Here is an 18990-nt window from a genome sequence, read left to right as displayed (position 1 = left end):
CTCTTTTTGTTATCCATGGATTCAAATAGACATCATGTCTATAAATGTTGATACAGTGCCGCATACGTTTTTGCAGCAGTTTCCCAACTAAAAATAGTTTGGTTCATGCCATCAACCTGAGTTTGTTGCCACTGTTTAGGCATACTCCATAAGGTAAAGGCACGATTTATCGCCTGACGCAGAGAATCTGATGTTGCTTCATAGAAAACAAACCCCGTTGCTTGGTGATGCGCTAAATTTTCTAATGAACAATCATTAACCGTATCGGCTAATCCACCGGTGTGTCTGACTAAAGGTAGGGCACCATATTTCAAACCATACAATTGCGTTAATCCACAAGGTTCAAAACGACTAGGCACCATAATCACATCAGCACCCGCGACAACTTGGTGTGAAAAACGTTCGTCATAGCCAATATGTACTGCTACATTTTGCGGATAGTGTTGTTGAGCATGTAAAAAGGCGGTTTCAAGATGGCTATCGCCAGTACCTAATAAAACAAACTGACCACCTTGTTCCACAATATCAGGAAGCGCTTCAATAACTAAATCAAGCCCTTTTTGCGAAGTTAAACGACTTACAGCCGCAAAAAGAGGTGCATTATTGTTGACGGGTAAACCACATTTTTTCTGTAATGCCGTTTTGTTTTCTAAGCGCTTGTTCAGATTTTTAATATCATAACGACACGTAATTAAGTTATCTGTTGCAGGATCCCAAACCGCTTCATCAATACCATTTAAAATGCCACTTAAGCGCTGTTCATAAGCACGTTGACGTAATAACCCCTCTAAACCGTAACCAAACTCGTGAGTGGTTATCTCTTTAGCATACGTTGGGCTGACTGTCGTAATGTGATTGGCATAAAATAGACCTGCTTTTAGGAATGAAATTTGACCATAATATTCCAGTCCATTAATTGAAAAACTGTCATCAGGTAATTCAAGTTGATGCAGGTGATAAGATGAAAATTCACCTTTATAAGCCAGATTATGAACAGTAAAAACAGATTTTGCAGAGTAATGTTTAATCGCGAGATAAGCACAAGCAAGTCCTGCATGCCAATCATGGGCATGAACAACATCAGCTTGCCATAAAGGATCTAACCCTGCTGATAGCTCACTTGCCATCCAGCCTAATAGGGCAAAACGAAAAACATTATCACCATAAGCGTGTTGGTGCGTATCGTGATAAGGGCTACCTGTACGTTGATAAAGATGAGGCGCATCAATAAGATAAATAGCAATACCTTGGTATTGCCCATAGAGCAGTGAAACATTACCTGCAAACGTATCGATATGAGTCACTAATTTCAGATCGGGAATATTATCTTTGATAGCAGGAAACGCAGGAATAACAATCCGCGCGTCTAAGCCTATTTTTTTCTGAGCTAAAGGCAGGGAGCCCATAACATCCGCTAATCCCCCAGTTTTAAGCAGAGGGAATAATTCAGAACAACAGTGAAGGACATTCACGAAAATGCCTCCTCATTTTGAGGTTTTTGTTCTGTGGTTATTTCAGTTGGCGTTTCTCTTTCTTTACATGTTAATTGCTCAAGCATTTCTCTTGTTACAAGCACGATACCTTCTTCAGTGCGGTGAAAACGAGCCGCATCTTCTTCTGCATTCATCCCAATAACCGTACCTTCTGGAATGGTACAGCTACGTTCAATAATACAGCGCTTTAAGTAGCAATGATGACTCACCGTCACATCAGGTAAAATCACAGAATCTTCAATATGGCAGAAAGATTCAACGCGAACTAACGGGAATAAAATAGATGAATAGAGTGTTGAACCATTGATAATGCAACCGTCAGCAATGAGCGAATTCATCATTTGCCCATGTTCGCCATGATTATCTTGAACAAATTTGGCTGGCGGTAAAGGGGTCATAAAGGTGCGAATAGGCCAATCTTTCGCATACATATCAAGCTCTGGTGTTACAGAGGCTAAATCGAGGTTAGCAGACCAATATGCTTCAATGGTTCCTACATCGCGCCAATAGGGTGGTACTGAAGGATCTGAACTGACACAAGAGAGCTCAAAGGGGTGAGCAAGCACATCACCACGCTTTGTGATTTTAGGAATGATATCTTGGCCAAAGTCATGGTGTGAATTTGGATCTCGGCTATCTTCTTCTAATAAATTAAAGAGGTAGTCTCTATCAACGACATAAATACCCATACTGGCTAATGAGTGTTCTGGATCGTCTGGAATACAAGGTGGAATAGATGGTTTTTCTAAAAAATTGAGTACCCTGCGATTTTCATCGACATCCATAATACCAAATTGGAAGGCATCTTCTTTAGGAACACGAATACAAGCTACGGTGAATTTTGATTTGTTTTCAACGTGATCAAGTAATAAACGCGCATAGTTCATTTTATAAATATGATCACCCGCTAGGATCACGACATATTTTGCTTTGTAGCTACGAAGAATATCGAGGTTTTGATAGATCGCATCAGCAGTCCCCATATACCAATGTCCGGTATTACAACGTTGCTGAGCGGGTAATAAATCAACAAACTCATTCATATCTTCGTTGAAGAATGACCAACCACGCTGAATATGTTGAACCAATGAGTGAGACTGATATTGCGTAATTACACCAATACGACGGATCCCAGAGTTAAGACAGTTTGATAGCGTAAAGTCGATAATTCGAAATTTCCCACCAAAGAAAACCGCCGGCTTTGCTCGTTTTGAAGTCAATGCTTTTAAGCGTGTACCGCGACCTCCGGCTAAAACGAGTGCAATTGCCTCTTTAGGAAGTTGTTGTGCCAACATTAATTTTTGGCTTTGTTCTGTTGTCATCATAGTTATAGCACTCCAATCAAATTACTTAACTTGGGAGGAAATAATGGGTAATTTTTCAGTAGAAGACTGAGTATTAAAAACGCGATTTCGCCAAAGGGTGATGCTGTTAGGCTGTACTTCACAATGCTGAGATTGTGTCGGGTGACAATCAGGCCAGCTAACCGTATCAAGCAAGCAAGACCAAGTTCCTTCAGGTAAAGAAAAAACAGCACTATTTCTTAATGGGTTAAACATTAAGATCCATTGTTGCGCTAAAAGAAGTTGTAATGGTGAAGGGGGAAGTTGCTGCCAATCCTCATGACTCATAGGGTGAGCATTTTGATTTAACCAAATAATATTTTGACTCTCTTCTTCCCACCATCTGAGCGAACTTAAAGGTGTAATTTGGTGACGTAACTCAATAAGGTAGCGAATGTAATCAGTTAAGTTGTAAGGCTGTTGAAACCATTTGATCCAACTGACTTTATTATCCTGACAATAAGCGTTGTTATTACCATATTGCGTATTACCCACTTCATCACCAGCGAGTAAATGAGGTGTTCCTCTAGAAAGCAGTAATGTTGCCAGCATGTTCCTTATTGCAAGCAATCTGTGTTGACTTATTTTTTCGTTAACTATCAAACCTTCTTCACCAAAATTCACACTGTAATTGGTGTTATGTCCATCTAAGTTTGATTCTCCATTCTCCTCGTTATGTTTGTTTTGATAGCTCACTAAATCCCGTAGTGTAAAGCCGTCGTGGCTCGTGATCATATTGATGCTAGAATAGGGGGGTCTGCCATTTTTGTGATACAGCTTTGCAGAGCCCGTGATATTGTCAGTAAATGTTGCAATAGAGACATCACGCCATAACCAAAAACGACGAACAGTATCGCGATAGCTATCATTCCATTCTGTAAATGGAACAGGAAAATGCCCCACTTGATAACCATCAAAGCCTAGGTCCCAAGGCTCTGCAATAAGTTTAATACGGGATAGGAGTGGATCTTGTCGAATCGCTGTCAATAGTGGTGATTGAGAATCAAAATAAGGAACTCGACCAAGACTTGTCGCTAAATCAAAACGAAACCCATCAATATGAAATTCTGTTACCCAATAACGCAGGCAATCCATAACCCACTGCACTGTTTCAGGGCGGCTTAAATTGAGTGAATTCCCACATCCTGTCCAATTTTGAGCTTTGTTTTCGTCGTTTAGCCAGTAATAGCTTTGATTATCAATACCGCGTTGCGAAACAATATAACCTTCGAATTGATCACTTAATTCCGCAGTATGGTTAAATACCACATCTAAAATCACTTCAATATTGGCTTTATGTAGACTCCTTACCGCTTCTCGAAATTCATCAATAATATTTCGACCCGAATTAGAATAATATTGGGTAGATAAAGCGAAAGGCGCTAATACGTTATAGCCCCAATAGTTTTTTAAACCAATTTTATGAAGGTGCGGCTCTGTTAAATGATATTGGATAGGTAATAGCTCTAATGCCGTAATACCTAATTTTTTGAGATGTGAAATAAAAGCAGGGTGCCCTAATGCGGCATAAGTACCCTGTAATTTTTCGGGTATGTCAGGATGCAGTTTTGTCAGTCCTTTTACATGCCCTTCGTAAATAATGGTTTCTGACCACGGCGTATTTAAGCGTTGATAAGTCTTTTGTTCTTTATAAGAATGGCAAAAACAACCACTATCATCGGTGATAACGGCTTTAGGTGTCACTGCACTATCATCATGCTCTAACGCGTTAAAAACAGGAGAAGTGTAAGGTAATGTATTATCAACAATACCTGTCACCTGTTTTGCATAAGGATCTAGCAATAATTGCTGAGGTTGATAGAACAATCCTTGCTCTGGATTCCATTCGCCTTCAACACGATAACCATAATGTAAACCAGGCCCTGCACCAGGCAAGTACCCATGCCAAATTGCCCCAGTTTTACCTGGTAACGAGTAGCGGATCTCTTTGCCTGCTTTATCAAACAGGCAAAGAATGACTTTAGTCGCATTTTCACTAAAGAGTGTAAAATTTACACCATAGCCATCATAATGACTGCCCATTGGGAAAGGACGTCCATAATCTAAAGACATATTAATCCTTCAATCTTAAATACAGTGTCGCAAGTGGAGGCAGTGACAATGATAAGGAGTAAGGCTTGCCATTAAATGGACTGGTGGTTGTTTCTATTTCACCTAAATTTCCGACATTGCTGCCGTTATAAAACGTAGAATCACTGTTGAGAATTTCCTGATAAGCCCCTTTTTTATTGATACCGATAACGTAATTATGATGAACAACAGGCGTAAAATTACTGATAACAATAATTTCATTGCCTTGTGCATCTTTACGGCAAAAAGCAAAAACGGAGTTATCGTGATCATCAACGGTTAGCCACTCAAAGCCTTCACGTTCAAAATCGCATTCATAAAGCGGAGCATTAGCTCGATAGGAAAGGTTCAAATCTCGTACAAAATGTTGAACACCTTGATGCGGACTATTTGGCTCTTCAAGAAGATGCCAATCCAAGCTACTGTCGTGATCCCATTCACGCCATTGTGCAAATTCACACCCCATAAAGAGTAGTTTTTTGCCGGGATAAGCCCACATAAAGCCGAGATAGGCACGTAAATTAGCAAATTTTTGCCAATCATCGCCTACCATGCGACCAATTAACGAGCCTTTACCATGCACAAATTCATCGTGAGAAAGCGGCAGAACAAAGTTTTCGTTATAGGCATAGAGCATGCCAAAAGTCATTTGATTGTGATGAAATTTACGATAGATAGGATCACGTTGCATATAAGCTAACGTGTCATGCATCCAACCCATATTCCATTTGTAATTAAAACCTAAGCCTCCATCATCAGGCGGTAAGGTAACACCTGGGAAATCGGTTGATTCTTCTGCAATCGTAATTGTACCAGGACACGTTGTACCCAGTAATTTGTTGGTATAACGAATAAAGTCAATGGCTTCTAAATTCTCACGCCCACCGTGTTTATTTGGGATCCATTCACCTTCTTTTCGACTGTAATCACGATAAAGCATTGAGGCGACAGCATCGAAACGAAAACCATCTAGTGCAAAATGCTCATGCCAATATAATAAATTACCAGAAAGGTAATTCAGCACTTCATTGCGACCATAGTTATAAATCAACGTATTCCAATCGGGATGAAATCCTTCACGCCTATCAGCATATTCATAGAGTGATGTGCCATCAAAATTACGTAATCCGTAGTCATCTTCAGGAAAATGCCCAGGAACCCAATCTAAAATAACGTTAATTTCTGCTTGATGTGCCGCTTCAATAAAATCACGGAAATCCATTGGGGAGCCAAAACGACGAGTGGGTGAATATAACCCTAAGGGCTGATAGCCCCATGAACCATCAAAAGGATGTTCATTAATAGGAAGCAACTCAATATGAGTAAAACCCATCTCTTTAACATATGGAATTAACTGTTCAGCCAATTCACGATAACTTAACCAGCTTTGATCATCCGCATGTCTACGCCATGAACCTAAATGAACTTCATAAATAGAGATAGGAGCATCGCGTTGATTTCGTTGCTGGCGTGATAATGGCATTGGTTTGATGGGGGGTAATATATTGATAATTGATGCAGTTTCAGGACGTATTTGTGTTTCAAAAGCATAAGGATCAGCTTTTAATCGACGTTCGCCATTAGCATCAAGAATAGAATATTTATAGCAATCACCAAGATGAGCTTGTGGAAGGAAAAGCTCCCATATTCCACTTTCACGACGTAATCGCATAGGAAAACGTCGTTCATCCCAGAATGAGAAATCGCCCACAACGCTTACGCTTTTTGCGTTGGGTGCCCATACAGCAAAAGTAATTCCATCGATATCACCCAATTTTGCAGGATGTGCACCTAAACATTGATAAGGGCGAGAGTGGTGGCCTTGCGCTAAAAACCAAATATCCATTTCTTGCAATAAAATGCCAAATTGATAGGGATCATCAACGACACCTTGAGCATTTTCCCACGTTACCTCTAAACAATAACTAAAACGACGTTTACGACGAGGGATAGTGCCACAGAAAAAACCACTAGGATGTTTACACGTTAGTGTTGCTACTTTTCGGCCGTTTTTTCTATCGATAACACTGACTGCAATTGCATCAGGTAAAAAAGTACGGATCTCTAAGCCTGCCGATGTTTCATGCATACCAAGAAGCGCAAAAGGATCAGACTCATATCCATTAATTAGTTTTTCTATTGCTTTTTTTGTCACAGCGACAGACATCTTATCGTCCTTCATTGCCAGCAAATAAATTAACAAATTTTATGTATCAATATCAGCATAGAACGTTAATTTAAGTTGAACAATAAGTGTTTATAACTGATTATTTAAAATTAAAACAATAAATATAGGTTAATACACTTATTTTACAGGTTTAATACATTGAATTAAAAAGAATTTAATAAATTGACAGATGAAAATAATGAATTATAAAAACAGCACGATTAGCGCTTTTACCTACTCATAAAAAGAAGGGTATGATTAGATTTTTTTAATAAAATGATGGTAAAGTCGTTTTAAAAAGTGTAATTAATAGCGTTAAAATCACCACTTTTATGAAAAACAATGACTTATTTAATTAGTGAAATTAACTTTTTTGTTGAGTGAGCCATTGTTCAAAATCAAGATGTGTTTTGGTTTTTTGTACACCTAATGGTGTTAAAGCGTAATAACTCATCGGGGCAATTTGGATATCTGGAAATAATACGTTTAAAGTACCGTTATTTATTTCACTCGATAAAATCGAAATAGGGCCAATACCAAGGCCTAATCCTTCAATAATTGCTTGAAGAGAAATATGAAAGTGATCAAAGCGATAATGACGTGAAAATGAGCGTTGTGTATTGAGATGAGTCGCGATTAACCATTGTTGCCAATGTCCTGGGCGCGTAAGCGTATCAATAACAGGACAGTTAAAAACATCTTCAAATTGAGTGACATTGTAACGTTTTAAAAATTTTGCAGAAGCAATTAAACAATGCTTATCCTCTAAAAAAACAACAGATGAATACTCTTGTTGCTGAGGTTGAGGACGAATAATTAGATCATCATGACTAATCAAATGAAATCGCTCGCTATTTGCTGAAGCAATTTGGATATTTGCATCAGGATATTGCAGATAAAAATCTTCCATTCGTGGAATAAGCCATTTTAAACAAAGCGTTGTAGGAACACTGATATTTAAAATATCGTTTTTTCCACCGTTACCATAACGAAAACTAATATCATTCAATCTATCAAAAACGTCACTTAGCTCTTGTGCCAGTGTCAATGCATAAGGAGTGGGGACTCGGCGTAAACCTTGCTTATTAAATAAAGTGACACCAAACCATTTCTCTATCACTTGGATATGACGGCTGATCGCGCCATGAGTGACACATAATGTCTGTGCCGCTTCAGTATAACTTTGGCTGTGGCAAGCGACTAAGAAAGCACGCAATGAAGGTAATGGAGGAAGATTTCTCATCATAATTTTCTCGTTATCGTTTATTCATTCGGCTTTCTGATTAAAATTCACAACATTGTGACATTTTATCACAGGTAAAAATAAAGAAGACAGGTATGATACGGCGTCTTTAACTTATTGAACTTAAAGGATGATAATGGGTTTTATCGCTGTTATTTTATTGGCAATATTGTCAGGTGTCATCAGTGGTGTTGTGGGAACGGGTGCTTCTATTTTGCTAATTCCCGCGTTGACCTATGTGTTTGGTGCTAAGGAAGCCGTACCTATTATGGCGTTAGCTTCAGTGATGGGGAATTTATCGCGTATTTATTTATGGCGTCACAGTATTCGTTTTAAACCACTATTTTATTATCTGCTACTTGGTATTCCTGCCGTTATTCTTGGCGCTAATACATTATGGGTAATGCCTGAAAAATGGCTAAATATGGGTATGGGAATGTTTTTTATATTGATGATCCCCGTGCTCCACTTATTGCGCATGCATCAAATCAAAATGAAAACCTACCAAGTTATTATTGCTGGTGCAATTATCGGTTATTTAACTGGGATTGTATTTTCCACTGGACCATTAACTATTCCCGTATTCTCTGCATATGGTCTGACATTAGGACCATTACTTGCGACTGAAGCAGCCGCTTCATTTATTATTTATCTCACCAAAGCCCTAACATTTAACCAACTTGGCGCAGTGAATAGTTTTATCTTAATTAGTGGGGCATTAGTAGGTTGTGGCTTAGTCGTAGGAAATTATCTTGGCAAAAAACTGGTATTAAAACTGACACCAAAACTTTTTCAATGGTTTTTAGATGTAATGCTGCTTTTTGCTGGTTGTTCACTACTATTTAATGGTATTTATTCTTAATAAAATGGCTGTATTAACAGCCTTTACTTTCATTATTATCTGACACATAAGGCATTATTAAAATCTGAGAAATATCAGCTAGTGGCAGTAATTCATTAACTGTGGCACCCGCTCTTGCCCTCAATGAGATTGAATGTAAAAGGGCAACTACACCCAAAGCAATAGCATGAATATCTGTTCCTTCTTTTAACTCACCTACCTCTAATGCTTCTTGTAAGGCATCTTCAACTTGCTGAGTTTGTGCGTTAATAACCTGATTTAGCATCATTTTTATTGTCGGGTCTTCAACCTCAGCCACTGCGGTTGACAGTACCATACAGCCAGTTAATCCTTCACTATCAGTATAAAAATGGATAGCTGAAATTAGATAGCGCTTTACTCTTTCTATCACTTTATCTTGTAAGGATTGTTTCTCAAGTTCATGGCGATAACGTGTAGATGCAATATGATTAAAGCGCTCAATGGCTTTCTCATACAATACTGCTTTATTACCAAATGCAGCATAAAGGCTAGGTTTATTCATTTGAGTTTCAATGACTAAATCATCCATTGATGTTGCTGTAAATCCTTTACGCCAAAATAATGCCATTATTTTTTCGAGTGCAGCATCACTATCGTAACGGCGAGGTCGACCTTTTTTTTTCATTTTATACCAATTAGTAAGAAATGTGTTTACTCAGTATAAAACAAATGCCATTATTTTACTAACCAGTACAAAATAGGAAAATGAAATGAACCATAATGAAATGCGGTATGGAAAAAATATGCCTTCAATTATTAAGCTTGTTGAAGAAGGGCGTAAACAACAAACTAAACCAATTAAAGTCGGTATTTTTGTTTGTCCCGGTTTTATGCCTATGGATATTAATGGTGCTCAATCAGTATTCACTATTGCAAGCGCAGAAATTTATTTTATATGGAAAAAGATAGAGTTAGTTGAAGGCTATATTGGTTGGCCAACAATGCCGACGATGACTTTTGATGAGTGCCCAGAAGATCTGGATGTCTTAGTGGTTGGAATGGTGCCACCTGAGGTGGTTGAAGATAAAGAGACATTGGCATTTTTCACTAAAATGGGTAATAAAGCGCGTTATGTTATTGGTACGTGTTATGGTTCTTTGGTTTTGGGAGCATCTGGGTTATTAAAAGGTAAGAAAGCGACCAGTAATTCAAATGTTGTTCCGATGTTACCTGATATGGGAGCCATAGCAGTGGAAGGGAGTGATGTTGTTATTGATGGTAATATTTATACTTCAGGGCCTGCAACTGGTTCATTTGATGCTTCATTATTAGTATTAGAACAATTACTAGGTACACATTTTGCGCAATTAGTTGAATTAGCGATTGAGTATGATCCTCGTCCTCCTTTCGGCACAGGTTCACCCACTTTAGCAGGAACTGAACTGACGGCTATATCACAAAGTTTAACCGCTAATTTAAATCATCAATTTCATCAAGCCGCACTTAATGGACTTAAAAACAGCGCTAATTTAAGTTAATTAACATTAGAATAAGGAAATAAATATTGCCCTTTATCCAAACTGTTTTTATTTTAAGTTAGGAGTATCACAATGACAGAATACGAAAAAATGGTATCAGGTCATCTTTATCATGCTAGTAAAGACGATAGTTTAGAGCCACTTAGAGCCAAAGCGCGTGAAATTATTTATGATTTTAATATGACGCGACCTTCTGACATTGAAAAGAGAAAGACATATTTAAAACAGCTTTTAGGAAAAACGGGCAATAATTTCACTATTGAACCGCCATTTCATTGTGACTATGGTCAGTTAATTGAAATTGGTGAAGCATTTTACGCTAATTTTAATTTAACAATATTAGATTGTGCACCCGTGAAAATTGGACACAATGTGATGTGTGCGCCTAATGTCAGTATTTTAACGGCAACTCATCCTATTGATCCTGAAATACGTAACGATGAACTGGAATATGCATTACCTATTACTATTGGTCATTCAGTATGGTTAGGTGCAGGGTGCATTATTTTACCTGGTGTAACTATTGGTGATAATTGCGTTATAGGGGCGGGCAGTGTAGTAACAAAATCCATTCCCGCTAATTGCGTTGCTGTTGGAAATCCTTGTCGTGTAATAAGGCAAATTAGCGATAAAGATAAACGAGATGCCGAGAAAAGGCTTACCTTTATGACTATTTGAAAAATAAGCTCAACAGACATGATTGAGCCTATTCATATTATGCTTTTACTCTTTAATAAAGCTGAGATAGTTAAAGAGCGATTTAAAACCAAATTTACGGTATAGCGCTAAACCATCTGCTGATGCATCTAAGAAACAACGCTCAACGCCTTGTTCACGGCAAAACTCTAAAACATGTTTAATTAAATGTGTCGCATAACCATTGCCTTGATAGGCAATATCTGTCCCTATATCATCAAAACGCGCTAACTTATCATGTATTGTTAGCGTTAATGACGAGACGGGTTGACCTTCAACTAATAACGCATAATGGAAAATGGTTGCCCCATTATCCAATGCTTTTTGGTGATAACGAATATATTCATTAATAATGGTATCTTCACTATCATCACCCACAGGGAAAGCTGTTTTTAACGGATGAGCCCATTGTGCGAGGTTATGATTGGTAAGAATAATATCACAAGGATTATTGCGATAAGCAGGATAAACCGCGTCTGATAGCGTTAAATACATGGCCGTTGTCATACCATCACCGGTATAACCTGCGTTTTTGATTATTTCTTCGAATTCAGGCAATAAGGACTCTGGTAATACCAAAATATGATTTTTTTTCTGCGAAGTAAAAAGGGTGCTGGCTTGCTGGAATGAGCTTTCTGTTGCACCTTGGCGCAAATAAATAAAGTTAAAAATGGCAGCATCCATTGGTGTCATAAAGCAGTGAGTATGATCACCAATACGAATATTATTTTCACAAATTTCTGACCAAAAGGCTTTTTCTACTATTTTAAATTCTTTATACAGTTGTGCATCCATAATAGTTCTCTAGCTGAATCGTGATACTCGATAAGGCGTTAATAGAGGTTCCGCTTTTTTGTAAATGAGTGCTTGTGCAGCTAATTCACATAACAAAGGTGACAATGTCACGTCGCGTGCATAATAACAATATATAATCCCTGATAAGGCGATATTTCTCCAATAATTGGCATTTCATCTTTAGGCATAGGCCTTTCACTCACAGCAACCTGTTTTATTATTAGTTTACCTGTTTGCGTAAAATTATCATAAAAAGTCGCTTGTGCATGGCACGCAATACGCTCAGGGTGATGTTCATCACTATTATCAATGTAATCTTCAGCTGCAATAATCTCATTTTGAGCAAAGTAGCGTAACTCCATTTCTAGAAATAAGCATATTTCTTTATGCTAAAAATAAAAAACAACCTAGAATAATAGTTTTGGTAAATGTAATCTTTTTTATTCTCTCGCTTTTCGTGCTAATCAACTCACTAAACACTAAAAAAACACTTATTTTTCATAAGATTAATAAGTAAGGCTGTTTTAATTTTAAAAACAACACGTTGCTCAAGATCACAAAGAGAACAATATACTATAACACAAAACAAACAATAGGTTTTTATATCTAAAATAAATTTAATAATCGATTTAAAATTCTAGTTTAGTATCTTTTGATGGTTATTAAATCTATATAAATTTTAATTTCAGCATCATACTATAACGCACATTTAAACTGGTTTTTTAATCTTGATTGCCAGTAAAAAATGGAGCTATCAACTGCTTTTTGCGTTAAAATATAGAGTAATTAACTTATCTTTTATTGGTATAAAGATTATTGTTTTACAAAAAAATTATTATGGATATGATAGCTCACATATTCAGCATGTTATTTTTTAAGAAAAGGCGTCGTATGTTAGAAAGTATCGGTATTTCAAATATTTGGACATACCTTTTAGGCGTTATTTTTATTACTTTAGTACCAGGTCCAAACTCGATTTTCGTCCTTACTTCCAGCGCGAAGCATGGCGTAAAAGGGGGGTATAAAGCCGCTCTTGGTGTTTTTACGGGTGATGCATTATTAATCTTTTTGGCATTTTTGGGGGTTGCTTCATTAGTCAAGACTTCACCCGTTTTCTTTATTGTTATTAAATATGCGGGTGCGCTTTACTTAACCTATTTAGGGTTAAAAACGCTATATGCAACGTTCCAAAAGAAAAAAGAGGCAACTGAGCCACTATCTGAAGTTACTGTAAAAGCAAAAGATGGTCTTTATGTTAAGGCGTTATTTTTGAGTATGCTTAACCCCAAAATGATCATTTTTTATGTTTCTTTTTTTATTCAGTTTATCGATCCTAAATATGAAAATGCAGGTGTTCCATTCTTTGTATTAGGTGCAATTTTAGAAATATGCAGCATGCTTTATTTATCAGTTCTTATTTTTGGCGGTGTTGCTATTACTAATAAAGTAAAACATAACAAACGGTTAGCTTCATTATCAAATAGTTGTATTGGTGCAGTATTCTTACTTTTTGGTGCAAAACTAGCATTAACTGCATAATCTTTATTTAAATTTAAAAGCCACTTTCAAAAGTGGCTTTTTTGTTGCAAACAAATAACCACTAAAATATATTATTTAATAATGACTTCTAATATTGAGTTATATGTTTCTGTTTTAATGACTTTATTAATTCTTAAATCTGCTTTATCTAATAATTCAACAAACTCCTCTTCGGTACGCTCCCCTGAGGCATGGAATGCACTCATACAAAGAATATCCATATACTTGGCAACATCTGGAATGTTCTTTTTAAAGATAATAGGCTCAATAATAAGTATTGTAGCGTCTTTCTTCATAGCATTACGAACGCGTTTAAAAATTTTAATAGCACTGTTATCATCCCAATCATGGATAATATATTTAATTAAATAAATATCAGATTCAGGATAATCTCCAAATAAATCACCTGGTATTAATTTCCAGCGACTGTCATCGCCTAATTCGACTAATTTAGATCTTTCTAATACATGTTCATGTTCAAATAATTGTCCTTTTAGGGTTGGGTTTTCTTTTAAGACTTCTAATAATAACCCACCTAATCCACCAGCTATATCAGTGACAATTTTATTTTCTGGAAACTCATAGTTTTTAATAATAAAATAATTTTCTATTTTTGATAACGAGCTCATACCCGCCTGAAAATCATGATCTTCTCTTACATTTTCTTGCCAATATTGATAAAAAGGCATGCCATATAAATTTTCAAAAGCAGGAGTACCTTGAACTGATCCAATAGCATCTCCCACTGGACCCCAAAACGTTTCGTTTGTTAACATCAACACTGCATCACGTAGACTGTATTTATGTTCACTTAATAAAAAGTGCCCCGCTGGAGCTAAAGAGTAATAAGAACCTTCTAACTCATAAAATATGTTTTCAGATGCTAACATTCTTAATATTCTATTTAAAATACAAGGTACTGAATTTGTTTTTTCTGCGAGTTCATTAATATTTTTAGGTTCGTCTTTTAATAAATCTGCAACTTTTAATTTCACCGCAACTCTTAATGCTGCTGGAATAGTAAAACATATTGATTTTTTCATTAAATCTAATGCCGCTGATTTATTATTTAAGTCTAAACTATCATTCATAATATGCTATCCTATAATATAAAAAATGTTCGCAAATAGAATTCAAATAACAGATTCGAATAAAGTATAGAATGTAATTCTGAGGTGACTTTATATTTTTATAGGTGATTAAACTCCTATTTAATTATTAATTGATATTATTTTATTGTGAAAAATAAAAAAGCAAGAAATGGAGTGCATCACATTTGCATTTTTACATTATACTGTTGCAGTATTTTATTCTATTGGGGGGATTATGTATTTTCAGTATGGAGAAAGAGAGATAACTGCGTTAAAACAGTGTGATAAACGTTTAGCAGCACTTATTGAAAGAATAGGGGAAATTAAACGACCATTAACACCTGATCTATTCACAGCATTAGTTAAAAACATTATTGAACAACAAATATCGATTTCTGCGGCCATCACCGTTAACCAGCGGTTACTCAATTTATGTGAAGGCACTTACACGCCAGAGCGTGTCATAAAATTATCAGAGCAAGAGATACAACAGTGCGGAATGACTATGCGCAAAGCCAATTATATTATCGGTATTGCTGACGCCGTTATTTCAGAAAAATTAAATTTAAATAAAATTCCTGATCTGACAGATAAAGAGGTTATTGATACTTTAACTCAACTAAAAGGTATTGGGATTTGGACAGCAGAAATGTTATTAATTTCTTCGCTTAATCGACCAGATATTTTAAGTTGGGGAGATTTGGCTATTCAACGCGGAATTATGCGCCTTTATCGTCATAAAACATTGGATAAAGCCCGCTTCGAACGTTACCGAAAACGCTATTCACCCTATGGCTCCACGGCATCACTTTATCTATGGGCATTATCTAAAAAACCTGAGTAACAGAGCAATAAACGGAGTTACTTATTTATTATGTTTGTCCATTATAACCATAATCCCGTATTGAAAGGACTACCATAATGGAGAGTAAATATAATCAACTTATTGAGCAAGCCTGCCGTTTTATTGAACAAAATAACGGTGATGTGTCGCTTACCTGTATTGCAGAGCATGTTATGGTAAGCCCATATCATTTTCATCGTCTCTTTAAATCCATTATGGGTATTACACCAAAAGATTATGCGAATGCTTATCGTCAAAAATTAATAAAAAAAGCGTTAGTGCAAGATGGCAGTATTACAGATGCGATTTATCAATCAGGTTTCAACGCTAATAGCCGTTTCTATGAAAATGCAACTGCAATATTAGGGATGACACCAACAAATTGGCGTACAGGTGGTAAGAATATTGCTATCTTTTTTGCAATTGCTCAGTGCTCTTTAGGGAGTATTCTTGTGGCGCAAAGTGAAAAGGGGATCTGTGCCATTATGTTAGGTGATGATGCAGAGCGATTATTAGAAGATTTGCAGAAACAATTTCCTCTGGCTGAATTAATCGGTGCAAATGAAGAATTTGAGCAAATCGTCGCACAAGTCATCGGTTTTATTGAATTACCCAAACAACCCTTATCTTTACCTCTTGATATTCAAGGTACTGTGTTTCAGCAAAAAGTTTGGCAAGCATTACTAGATATTCCTTTGGGTCACACTATGACTTACCAAGAAATTGCCGATAAAATTGGCGCGCCTAAGGCATATCGAGCCGTCGCTAATGCCTGTGCAGCTAATAAGCTCGCAGTTGCTATTCCATGCCATCGTGTCATTCGACAAAATGGTGAATTATCCGGTTATCGTTGGGGGATTGAGCGAAAGGCTAAGCTTCTTCAGAGAGAGGCCCTGCATAGCACCTCAGCGGGTAAAAAAAATAAACAATAGTTCTTATATGATAAGATAATAAGCAAATTATCAATAAATTTATGAGTCTATATTATGTCGGCAATACCAACAGAAATTACTTTTTTTGAGCGTTTAATCCCTTCGATTCTTGAAGAAAAAAAAGTGATTACTATTCGAGATGAAAGTGAAAGTGATTACAAACCGGGAAGCATTGTTGAATTATTTGCTAATGAACATCGTACTTATTACGGAAAACTGAAAATCATATCAGTATCGCCTTTAGGTTATGACGATATCAATGAATATCACGCACAACAAGAAGGGATGACACTCCCAGTGTTGAAAGCACTTATCAAAGATATTTATCCGACAACGAAGTCTTTATATCTTATTGAATATCAGTTAGTAAAATAAGAACAGAAATAAAAAAGGATCACACCGTGATCCTTTTTGTTTAAACAAAATCTTATCTATTTTAAATCAATTTAAGTGCTTGCTTTAACTGACTAATCTCTAATCTCCATTGTGCCTGTAAAGCCGGTTTTTGATGGTTAGTTTTACGCGCTAAATCAGCTTCTAATTTCTCTTCTAACTCAATTAACTTAACGAGTTTTTCGTCATCATCATGTGAAGCTAATGTAACTGATGAGCTATCCTGCAAATTATTGCATTTATCTATTAGCAGAGTTTCTGGTATTTCTTCTTCAGAAATAAGCTGATAAATGGCTTCAATATCATGGTGCTCTGTTAAAATACCATGATGAATATACCAAAACCGATTACAGCTATTTTCAATCAACTCCCTATCATGGCTAACTAATAAAACACCGCCAGGGAATTGGCTAATTTGTTCAGCTAATGCCTTTTTGCCTTCCATATCAATATGGTTTGTAGGTTCATCTAGCATTAATAAAGAATAGTTTGCCAAACTCAAGCCAACAAACAATAAGCGCGCACGTTCACCTCCACTTAATGTACTCACTTTCTGCCCATGACGTGTATAAACAAAGCCAGCACTAATAAGTGCCATTTTTCTCTGTTCATCCGTTAATGGTGCAAAAGGTTTTAATGCATCAGAAAGGGTATCATGATCAGCTAATTGAGAAATTTTTTGATCGTAATAACCCAATTCAACTCGGGGATGCAGCTTTATTGCATTTTGTTCACTTGTTTCAATTAAACTAAGTGACCAAATCATCTTTAATAATGATGATTTGCCTGTTCCATTAGCACCAATTATTGCTATTCGATCACCACTTTTTATGCGTTGATTTTCAACGGTATACAAAGTAGGTGCATTTTCAGCAGGAATAACAGCAAGTTGATTTAATTCGCAGAGCCTATCAGCACGTAATGTTGTACCCGAAAATTGCAATACCCACTGGTTTCCAGACGTTACTTCAGTCTGCTCATCTTTTAAACGAACAATCTGTTTTTCCATCTGCTTGGCTTTACGTGATAAATTCTCGTTATCATAAACGTGACCCCATATTGCGAGTTGCTTCGCACTTTGGGCTATTCTATCTATCTCTTTTTGTTGTGCATGACGGCGATGTTGTGCACTGAGATCTTGCTCTTCTTGTGCTACTCGAGCTTGAGAGCAGGGTAATCGAAAGAGAGACAGCGATTTATCACGAATAATCCATGTACAATTCGTAACATTATCTAATAGCGTATTATCATGAGACACGAGAATGAAGCTACCACGCCACTGTTTTAAAAATGTTTCCAACCATAAAATAGTGGGTAAATCGAGGTGGTTACTGGGCTCATCAAGTAATAATAAATCAGGCTCAATAATTAACGCTCTCGCTAATAATAATCGCGTGTGTTGACCACCACTTAATTGCGAAACAAGAAGATCTTTTTCGTGAAGTTTAAACCCCATTTCACTTAGTAATAACTCAGCTCGCCAGCCTTCAGATAATCTGTATTCTTCAGGCAATTTATGAAGTACAGCATCAATTAAAGTCATTGACTGTAATTCCGTGGGTAAGTGCTGTTCTATATACGCTATAACCGTTTGATTAGCGACAGAAATAGTACCTGAACTTGGTGATAATTGATGTGAAAGTAATTTTAATAAAGTACTTTTGCCACAACCGTTATAACCAATTAAACCAATCTTCTCACCTTTAATTAGCGCTAAAGAAATATCGTTTAATAATAAACCGTGATTGTTATGGAAAGATAAATTTTGTGTAGATAATAATGTGCTCATAGCTTACTCATTTTTAGGCACAACAATGCCTTGGGTAATATCAAGCGATAACCCTGTAAGCTGAGGAGAGGTAATAGTTAACGTCGCTCAGGCAGGTTAACGCAGTAAAATACTGTGAGGGCCTGAGCTGTGGCGATTACCAAAGAAGTGTGAGTATTCAATAAGATCACACAAAAGCATAATTAGCCTCCTTCTCTAAGTTTAAAAGTTAAT

Annotated in this window: 17 protein-coding genes; 7 read left to right on the top strand and 10 right to left on the bottom strand. The window is 36.7% G+C overall.

Going from position 1 to position 18990, the window contains the following annotated elements:
- Positions 1 to 38: 38 nt before the first annotated feature.
- The 5 genes from glgA to SB028_RS09600 form a co-directional block, all read right to left on the bottom strand.
- Positions 39 to 1472, bottom strand: coding sequence for a glycogen synthase GlgA (glgA, locus tag SB028_RS09620; protein WP_069367153.1), 1434 nt, complete (start codon positions 1470 to 1472; stop codon positions 39 to 41).
- Positions 1469 to 2818 carry a glucose-1-phosphate adenylyltransferase gene (glgC, locus tag SB028_RS09615; RefSeq protein WP_069367154.1) on the bottom strand — a complete coding sequence of 450 codons (1350 nt, stop codon included), beginning with the start codon at positions 2816 to 2818 and terminating at the stop codon, positions 1469 to 1471. The genes glgA and glgC overlap by 4 nt, the downstream gene beginning before the upstream one ends.
- A gap of 21 nt (positions 2819 to 2839) precedes the next feature.
- Positions 2840 to 4909, bottom strand: coding sequence for a glycogen debranching protein GlgX (glgX, locus tag SB028_RS09610; protein ID WP_069367155.1), 2070 nt, complete (start codon positions 4907 to 4909; stop codon positions 2840 to 2842).
- A 1-nt stretch (position 4910) separates the two neighbouring features.
- Positions 4911 to 7094, bottom strand: a complete 2184-nt coding sequence (gene glgB / locus SB028_RS09605; protein WP_069367156.1) for a 1,4-alpha-glucan branching protein GlgB — start codon at positions 7092 to 7094, stop codon at positions 4911 to 4913.
- 364 nt (positions 7095 to 7458) lie between these two features.
- Complete coding sequence (locus SB028_RS09600; protein ID WP_077885062.1) at positions 7459 to 8340, bottom strand: LysR substrate-binding domain-containing protein; 882 nt, start codon at positions 8338 to 8340, stop codon at positions 7459 to 7461.
- 133 nt (positions 8341 to 8473) lie between these two features.
- Between SB028_RS09600 and SB028_RS09595 the strand changes: the two genes are divergently transcribed.
- A complete protein-coding gene (locus tag SB028_RS09595) occupies positions 8474 to 9199 on the top strand; it encodes a sulfite exporter TauE/SafE family protein (RefSeq protein WP_069367157.1) in 726 nt (241 codons plus the stop codon).
- Positions 9200 to 9212: 13 nt separating this feature from the next.
- Here the strand turns inward: SB028_RS09595 and SB028_RS09590 are convergent, their stop codons facing one another.
- Positions 9213 to 9845, bottom strand: coding sequence for a TetR/AcrR family transcriptional regulator (locus SB028_RS09590; RefSeq protein WP_069367158.1), 633 nt, complete (start codon positions 9843 to 9845; stop codon positions 9213 to 9215).
- A gap of 85 nt (positions 9846 to 9930) precedes the next feature.
- Between SB028_RS09590 and SB028_RS09585 the strand changes: the two genes are divergently transcribed.
- Positions 9931 to 10698: a DJ-1/PfpI family protein gene (locus SB028_RS09585; protein ID WP_069367159.1), complete on the top strand. Its 768-nt coding sequence runs from the start codon at positions 9931 to 9933 to the stop codon at positions 10696 to 10698.
- Between the two features lie 72 nt (positions 10699 to 10770).
- Positions 10771 to 11376, top strand: a complete 606-nt coding sequence (locus SB028_RS09580) for a sugar O-acetyltransferase (RefSeq protein ID WP_069367160.1) — start codon at positions 10771 to 10773, stop codon at positions 11374 to 11376.
- A 45-nt stretch (positions 11377 to 11421) separates the two neighbouring features.
- Here SB028_RS09580 and SB028_RS09575 read toward each other — a convergent pair whose 3' ends face one another.
- Both SB028_RS09575 and SB028_RS09570 read right to left on the bottom strand, forming a co-directional pair.
- Entirely contained in the window at positions 11422 to 12189 is a 768-nt protein-coding gene (locus SB028_RS09575; RefSeq protein ID WP_069367161.1) for a GNAT family N-acetyltransferase, read from the bottom strand.
- A 107-nt stretch (positions 12190 to 12296) separates the two neighbouring features.
- The gene (locus tag SB028_RS09570; protein ID WP_069367162.1) at positions 12297 to 12551 is read right to left on the bottom strand and encodes a hypothetical protein; all 255 of its coding nucleotides are present in this window, start codon (positions 12549 to 12551) and stop codon (positions 12297 to 12299) included.
- A gap of 529 nt (positions 12552 to 13080) precedes the next feature.
- On the opposite strand from SB028_RS09570, the gene leuE reads away from it, so the two are divergent.
- The gene (leuE, locus tag SB028_RS09565) at positions 13081 to 13728 is read left to right on the top strand and encodes a leucine efflux protein LeuE (RefSeq protein WP_069367163.1); all 648 of its coding nucleotides are present in this window, start codon (positions 13081 to 13083) and stop codon (positions 13726 to 13728) included.
- A gap of 71 nt (positions 13729 to 13799) precedes the next feature.
- Here the strand turns inward: leuE and SB028_RS09560 are convergent, their stop codons facing one another.
- The gene (locus tag SB028_RS09560) at positions 13800 to 14819 is read right to left on the bottom strand and encodes a methyltransferase (RefSeq protein ID WP_069367164.1); all 1020 of its coding nucleotides are present in this window, start codon (positions 14817 to 14819) and stop codon (positions 13800 to 13802) included.
- Between the two features lie 235 nt (positions 14820 to 15054).
- On the opposite strand from SB028_RS09560, the gene SB028_RS09555 reads away from it, so the two are divergent.
- From SB028_RS09555 to yqfB, 3 genes are all read left to right on the top strand, one after another.
- A complete protein-coding gene (locus SB028_RS09555) occupies positions 15055 to 15663 on the top strand; it encodes a DNA-3-methyladenine glycosylase family protein (protein WP_069367165.1) in 609 nt (202 codons plus the stop codon).
- Between the two features lie 77 nt (positions 15664 to 15740).
- Entirely contained in the window at positions 15741 to 16595 is an 855-nt protein-coding gene (gene ada / locus SB028_RS09550; protein ID WP_069367166.1) for a bifunctional DNA-binding transcriptional regulator/O6-methylguanine-DNA methyltransferase Ada, read from the top strand.
- Between the two features lie 54 nt (positions 16596 to 16649).
- Positions 16650 to 16970: a N(4)-acetylcytidine aminohydrolase gene (yqfB, locus tag SB028_RS09545; RefSeq protein WP_069367167.1), complete on the top strand. Its 321-nt coding sequence runs from the start codon at positions 16650 to 16652 to the stop codon at positions 16968 to 16970.
- Between the two features lie 61 nt (positions 16971 to 17031).
- Here yqfB and SB028_RS09540 read toward each other — a convergent pair whose 3' ends face one another.
- A complete protein-coding gene (locus SB028_RS09540; RefSeq protein ID WP_069367168.1) occupies positions 17032 to 18777 on the bottom strand; it encodes an ABC-F family ATP-binding cassette domain-containing protein in 1746 nt (581 codons plus the stop codon).
- Between the last annotated feature and the right edge of the window lie 213 nt (positions 18778 to 18990).

The sequence above is a fragment of the Proteus vulgaris genome (assembly GCF_033708015.1).
Taxonomy (GTDB): domain Bacteria; phylum Pseudomonadota; class Gammaproteobacteria; order Enterobacterales; family Enterobacteriaceae; genus Proteus.
This window is presented reverse-complemented; position numbering and strand designations above follow the sequence as displayed.